The sequence below is a fragment of the Streptomyces sp. SID5910 genome (assembly GCF_009862125.1).
GTDB lineage: Bacteria > Actinomycetota > Actinomycetes > Streptomycetales > Streptomycetaceae > Streptomyces.
This window is the reverse complement of record NZ_WWHX01000083.1, coordinates 1-5,517: the sequence shown is the minus strand read 5'-3', so window position 1 is coordinate 5,517 and position 5,517 is coordinate 1. Positions and strand designations below refer to the sequence as shown.

The following is a 5,517-nucleotide window of genomic DNA, read 5'->3' as shown; positions in this document are numbered from 1 at the left end:
CCCCTCGCACTGCATCACCCGCGGCAACCGCAACGCCATCACCGCCCCCAGCACCAACAACCCCGCACTCACCAGCAACGTCACATGCAGCCCATGCACAAACGCATCCCCCGCGGCCCGCCGCAACGCACCCCCCGCCGGCCCCCCGAGCCGCGCAGCGACCTCGTACGCCTCCCCCAGCGAATGCCCCGCCGCCACAGACGCCGACGCGGGCACCCCCGGCACCCCGCCCGTCACCCCGGGCGCGTACGCCGCGTTCATCACGCTGCCCAGCAGCGCGATCCCGATCCCCGCGCCCAGCTGGTACGACGTCTCCCCGATCGCCGCCGCCCCACCGGACTGCTCCGGCGGCGCCTCGCTCAGCATCGACTCGTACGCCCCGAACAGCGTCGTCTCCAGCCCGAAGCCGAGCAGCACGAACCCGGACAGCAGCAGCGCGCAGTTGTCCGCCCGGCCCATCGCCGTCAGCAGCAGCACCGCCACCGCCGTCAGACAGAACCCGGCGCACACCGTCCGCCGCGGCCCGAACCGCCGCAGCAGCCGCGCGCCCGCCAGCCCCGCCGCCATCGCCGCGAAGGTCAGCGGCAGCAGCCGCAGCCCGGTCTCCAGCGGTGACAGCCCGAGCACCAGCTGCAAGTACTGCGCCGCGATCAGCTCAAGACCCACCAGCGCCAGCATGGCCAGCACGATGCACCCCACCGACGTGCTGAACGCCGGCCGCCGGAACATCCGCAGGTCCACCAGCGGATACGTCCGGCGCCGCTGCCGCCGCACGAATCCGGTCAGCAGGCCCGCGCCCACCACCAGCGGCAGCACGGTGAGCACGCTCGCCACCGGCTCGCCGCCGCCGAGCCGCTTCACGCCCAGGACGACGCCGAACAGCCCGGCCGCCGCCATCAGCGCGCCGACGACGTCCCAGGGGCCGGTGCCGTCTCCCTTCGACTCGGGCAGCAGCAGCCGTCCCACCGGCAGGCTGACCAGCATCAGCGGGATGTTGACGAGGAAGACCGAGCCCCACCAGAAGTGCTCCAGCAGGAAGCCGCCGAGCAGCGGTCCGACCGCCGCGCCCACCGCGGCCACGGCGCTCCAGATGCCGATGGCCAGCGCCCGCTCCCGCCGGTCGGGGAAGACCTGGCGCAGGATCGACAGCGTCGCCGGCATGATCATCGCCCCGCCGACGCCGAGCAGCGCGCGGGCCGCGATCAGGACCTGGGGCCCCTCGGCGAGGGCCGCCAGCGCGGAGGCGACGCCGAAGAGCGCGTATCCGAGGAGCAGGATCCGTCTGCGGCCGACCCGGTCGCCCAGCGTGCCGAACAGGATCAGCAGCGAGGCGCAGACGAGGGGGTAGACGTCGACGATCCAGAGCAGTTCGATCGCGCCGGGCCGCAGGTCCTCCGTGACGGCGGGGACCGCCACGTGCAGGACGGTCGCGTCGACGGCGACGAGCAGCAGGCTCGCGCAGAGGACGACGAGGACCACCCAGCGGTTGGCGCCGGCCCCGGCAGCCCGGCGGCGCGGTGCGGCGGCAGCCGTGGTCGTCCCGGACATGCACGTACCTCCAAGATGTTCCCTCGCGTCCGGCGGGCCGGGCGGGGTGGGGACTCCCCGGCGGCTCGGCCGGAGAGGAGCGGGGTCCCCGGGCCGTGGGCGGATCGCGAGTGACTCGCCAGCGTACGCGAGTCCGTCGCACACCCGCGTGTTCGAGCTCACACATCCCGCGTGACCTGTGTGGTGTCCACCACCGCGCCTGCCGGGCCCCGGCCGGGCAGCCGCCCCCGGACCTCCCCCGGCCGGCCGCCCCGCCGGACGCCCGGCGGATAATCGGGCCCGTGACCGATCTTGCAACGCGTGTGGTGGCGGACCGCCCCGGAGCCCTGCGCCGGGCCGCCCCGGCGCTCCTCGGCTACGCGGCCGTCCGCGCCCTGGGCCTGCTCGCCCTGGCCCTGTGGAGCGCCGCGCGCGACAAGAGCGCGTACACGCTGCTGACCGCCCGCTGGGACTCCCTCTGGTACACCAGGGTCGCCGAGCTGGGGTACGGCTACGAGGTGCGCCTGCCCAACGGCGACGTGCACTCCAACCTGGCCTTCTTCCCCCTGCTGCCCTGGCTGGAGCGGCTGGGCGCGGCGGTGAGCCCGCTGTCGTACGCCGACGCGGGGTTCGTGGTGAGCCTGCTCGCCTCGCTCGCGGCGGCCTGGGGGGTCTTCGCGGTGGCGGAGCACCTTTACGGCCGCCGGGCAGGCGTGTGCGCGGTGCTGCTGTGGGCCGTGCTGCCGGTGGGGATCGTGCAGTCGATGGCGTACAGCGAGTCGCTGTTCACCGCGCTCGCCGCCTGGTCGCTGTACGCGGTGCTGACCGGACGCTGGGTGACGGCGGGAACGCTGGCCGCGCTGGCCGGGCTGACCCGGCCGGTGGGGCTCGCGGTGACGGCGGCGGTGTGGGCGGCCGCGATCGAGGCATTCGTGCGAAGCCGCAGCACCACCGCCGCGCGCGGCGCGCATTCCCCGGAGCACGCCCCCGGCGAGGGCGTGCGGCGCGCGCTCGGCATGCTCCTCGCGCCCCTGGGCGCCGCCGGCTACGTCCTGTGGGTCGGCCACCGCACCGGCAAGGGCCCGCTCGGCTATCTCGACGTCCAGGCCGGCTGGCGCAACGGCTTCGACGGCGGCGTGTCCTTCGCCCGGTTCGTCGGCGCGAAGCTCACGTCGCTCCCGTCGGCCCTGGCGGGCGTCGGCCTGATCGCCGGGGTCGCCCTGCTGCTGTGGCTGTACGTCGTCTGCGTACGGCAGCGCCAGCCGCTCGCGCTGCTCGTGTACTCGGGGATCGTCACGGCTCTCGCCCTGTGCGCGTCGAGCTACTTCGGCTCGAAGCCCCGGCTGCTGCTGCCCGCCTTCCCCCTGCTGCTGCCGCTCGCCCTGGCTCTGGCCCGGCTGCGAAACCGCAGGTCGGCGCTGGTGGCCGCGACCGTCGCCGTCGTCTCGGCCGGGTACGGCGCCTTCTGGCTGAACGGCTCGGGTCCGCCCTGACCGGCCCGTTCGCCCGATGAGCGCCGGGAGAATTGCGTACCAGCATTCGGTTAACGAATTCATAAGCACGATAAAACCGCCGGCCGGGCCGATCAAAGGAATTGAGGCCCACAGCGGGGCCGGATTGCGGATTCCTCGGGAAAAGACCACTCCTGAGAGGAATCCCACATCACATCGTCATCACAAAGCCGTTGTTTCGGCAAGGATCACTCCTCACTCGCTGTAACGTCGATTGGGTGCGTACCGAACGGAACCTCACCCGTCTGGACCGGGTGTTCGCGAGACTCGACCGGGAGCCGGAACGACCGGCCCACCTAGATGTGCCGGTGATGAGCCGGCACCGCATCGCGCTGTTCTCCGGCACCCTCGCGTTCTATATCGCGATCGTGTGGGCCGTGCTGATCACCTCGTGGCTGGTCCGGCTCGACTGGCAGGTCATGTTCTTCCGGCCCTACCAGCAGTGGCCGGAGATCCACGCGTTCGTCGACTACTACGTGGTCCTCGGCCAGCGCGGCCCCACGGCGGTGATGGTCGCGGCCTGGCTCGGCTGGCGCTCCTGGCGCCAGCACACCCTGCGTCCGCTGCTCGCGCTCGGCGCCTCCCTGCTGCTACTGAACGTCACGGTCGGCGCCGCGAAGATCGGCATGGGCCGGCTGGGACCGCACTACGCGACCACGGTCGGCGCGAACGAGATGGGCCTCGGCGGCGATATATTTCCGAGCGGTCACACCGCGAACGCCGTGGTCACCTGGGGAATCCTGGCCTATCTGGCGTCGACGCCGAGAGCGCGGCGCTGGCTGTCGGCACTGTCGGCGGTCACGTCCCTCGGGGTCGGCATGTCCACCGTCTACCTCGGTACGCACTGGCTCAGCGACGTGCTCCTCGGCTGGACGGCGGGACTGCTGATCCTGCTGGCGCTGCCGTGGTTCGAGCCGCTGATCAGCCGCACCGAGGTCTGGATCCTCGGCCTGCGGGACGGGTGGTCCGCCCGGCGCGGCCGGACCCGGCCGGCGAGGGATCCGGTCGCCACTCCCGTGGTCCTCAGGCACCCCGTGTCGGGCCGCAAGGGCGGCGCCCCGGCGCGCGAGCCGGTCGCCGCGCCCCGCACCGCCCGGGCCCCCGTGTACCTGGCCCCGGGCCCGCACACGGCCCGCTCGGACCGCACGCCGGTCACCCCGGCGGGCAGCCGCCGCCCGCCGCACTCCGACCGCCACCCGCGCAGCACGACGCCCGCGGCACGGCCCCTCTCCGGCGGCTGACCGCCCCCACGGGCCCGCGGGGACCGGTACGCACAGCCTCTCCCCCGCAGCACGACGGCCCCGGCCCTCCGCACAGGAGGACCGGGGCCGTCGGCGTGTGTCAGCCCTTCCAGGCGCGGGCCACGCGGCCGTCCTTCACCTCGAAGTTGAGCCGGCCCACGCGGTACTCCATGGTGATGACCGTCCCGGGCTCCAGCGACCGCACCGTCGACCAGCCGCGCTCGCGCGCCTGTCGCTCGGCTGCCCCGGATTCGAGGCCCACGTAGGCGTCCGGACTGTCCTGGGGCTCGGCGGGGGGTGTGGGAATCGGTGGCATGTCACCACGCTATGCCCTGCTCCACGGACGGGGAAGCCCAGGCCCGTATCGGCAGCCACAGCGGCACCTATGGTCACACTTCTGTCACAGGATCACGGCATGCGTTTTGACGGAACTCCTTCACCCGGATGGACGCTTCCGCGCATCTTCCGTGCGCGCGTGCGGGCAATTCCGGTGCGGCGAGCCGACCCGTCGAATAAACGAACGGAAAAGGGCCCGCAAGTGCTCCCTTCCCTTCCGTTCGCATTTCTTCGAACGCACCGGAACGGACGTGCGCCGATCGGATACCGACACAGGAAGCGCACGCTTTGCTCACATGTTCGCCGGGCCCGGCGCGGTGACGGACACCGACAGGTCGTTGTCCCGCGTGTAGCAGGGCCCGGCCTCCACCGGGCCGTGCCGCGTCTCCACCCGCGCGCGCGGGAGGACGAGGACGGGCTCCTTGTCGGCGATGTCGTCCAGCAGCCGGGCGACGCGCACGGCCGGTCCCGCCTCCCCGGCGGGGCGCAGCCACAGGTCCCAGCGGCCCGGCGCGAGGGCGTCGTAGGCGATCCGGAGCCGGAACTCCGCCCGGTCGGCGGTCAGACCCAGCCGGCGTGTGCCGTCCTCGCCCGAGGCGGTGCGGGCGCGCAGCTCGGCGTGGGCCCCGGCCGCGAGCGGGGTGCCGTAGACCCGTCCCCGCACGGTCAGCCCGTCGTCGGCGAGGCGCAGCTCGGCCGCCTCGGCGTGGGGTGCGCGCAGCCAGCTGCGGACGGTGAGGTTGCCGTTCCGGGTGGCGTACGGGATGCGGACCGCGACATGGCCGAGCAGGCCGCTCGGGGTGCGGTCGGCGAGGGAGCGCAGATCGGTCACGCCGGGGACCAGGCGCCGCGGTACGCCGTCGGCCATGTGCGCGTAAGCGTCCCAGCGGCCCTCGGGGAGG

General features: G+C 73.5%; 5 protein-coding genes. 2 read left to right on the top strand and 3 right to left on the bottom strand.

The window, feature by feature from the left end; genetic code table 11:
* Positions 1-1,548 (bottom strand): MFS transporter (locus GTW67_RS03230; RefSeq protein WP_161163270.1); only part of this gene is annotated, 1,548 nt, incomplete at its 3' end.
* Positions 1,549-1,829: 281 nt separating this feature from the next.
* Here GTW67_RS03230 and GTW67_RS03225 point away from each other — a divergent pair.
* Together GTW67_RS03225 and GTW67_RS03220 are read left to right on the top strand one after the other, a co-directional pair.
* Positions 1,830-3,020, top strand: a complete 1,191-nt coding sequence (locus GTW67_RS03225; RefSeq protein ID WP_161163269.1) for a glycosyltransferase family 39 protein — start codon at positions 1,830-1,832, stop codon at positions 3,018-3,020.
* A gap of 236 nt (positions 3,021-3,256) precedes the next feature.
* A complete protein-coding gene (locus GTW67_RS03220; RefSeq protein WP_161163268.1) occupies positions 3,257-4,279 on the top strand; it encodes a phosphatase PAP2 family protein in 1,023 nt (340 codons plus the stop codon).
* Between the two features lie 100 nt (positions 4,280-4,379).
* Here the strand turns inward: GTW67_RS03220 and GTW67_RS03215 are convergent, their stop codons facing one another.
* Both GTW67_RS03215 and GTW67_RS03210 read right to left on the bottom strand, forming a co-directional pair.
* Positions 4,380-4,595 (bottom strand): I78 family peptidase inhibitor, encoded by a 216-nt coding sequence (locus GTW67_RS03215; RefSeq protein ID WP_161163267.1) that lies wholly within the window; start codon positions 4,593-4,595, stop codon positions 4,380-4,382.
* Between the two features lie 312 nt (positions 4,596-4,907).
* Positions 4,908-5,517, bottom strand: a 610-nt coding sequence (locus GTW67_RS03210; RefSeq protein WP_161163266.1) for a hypothetical protein, incomplete at its 5' end; no start/stop codon positions are given.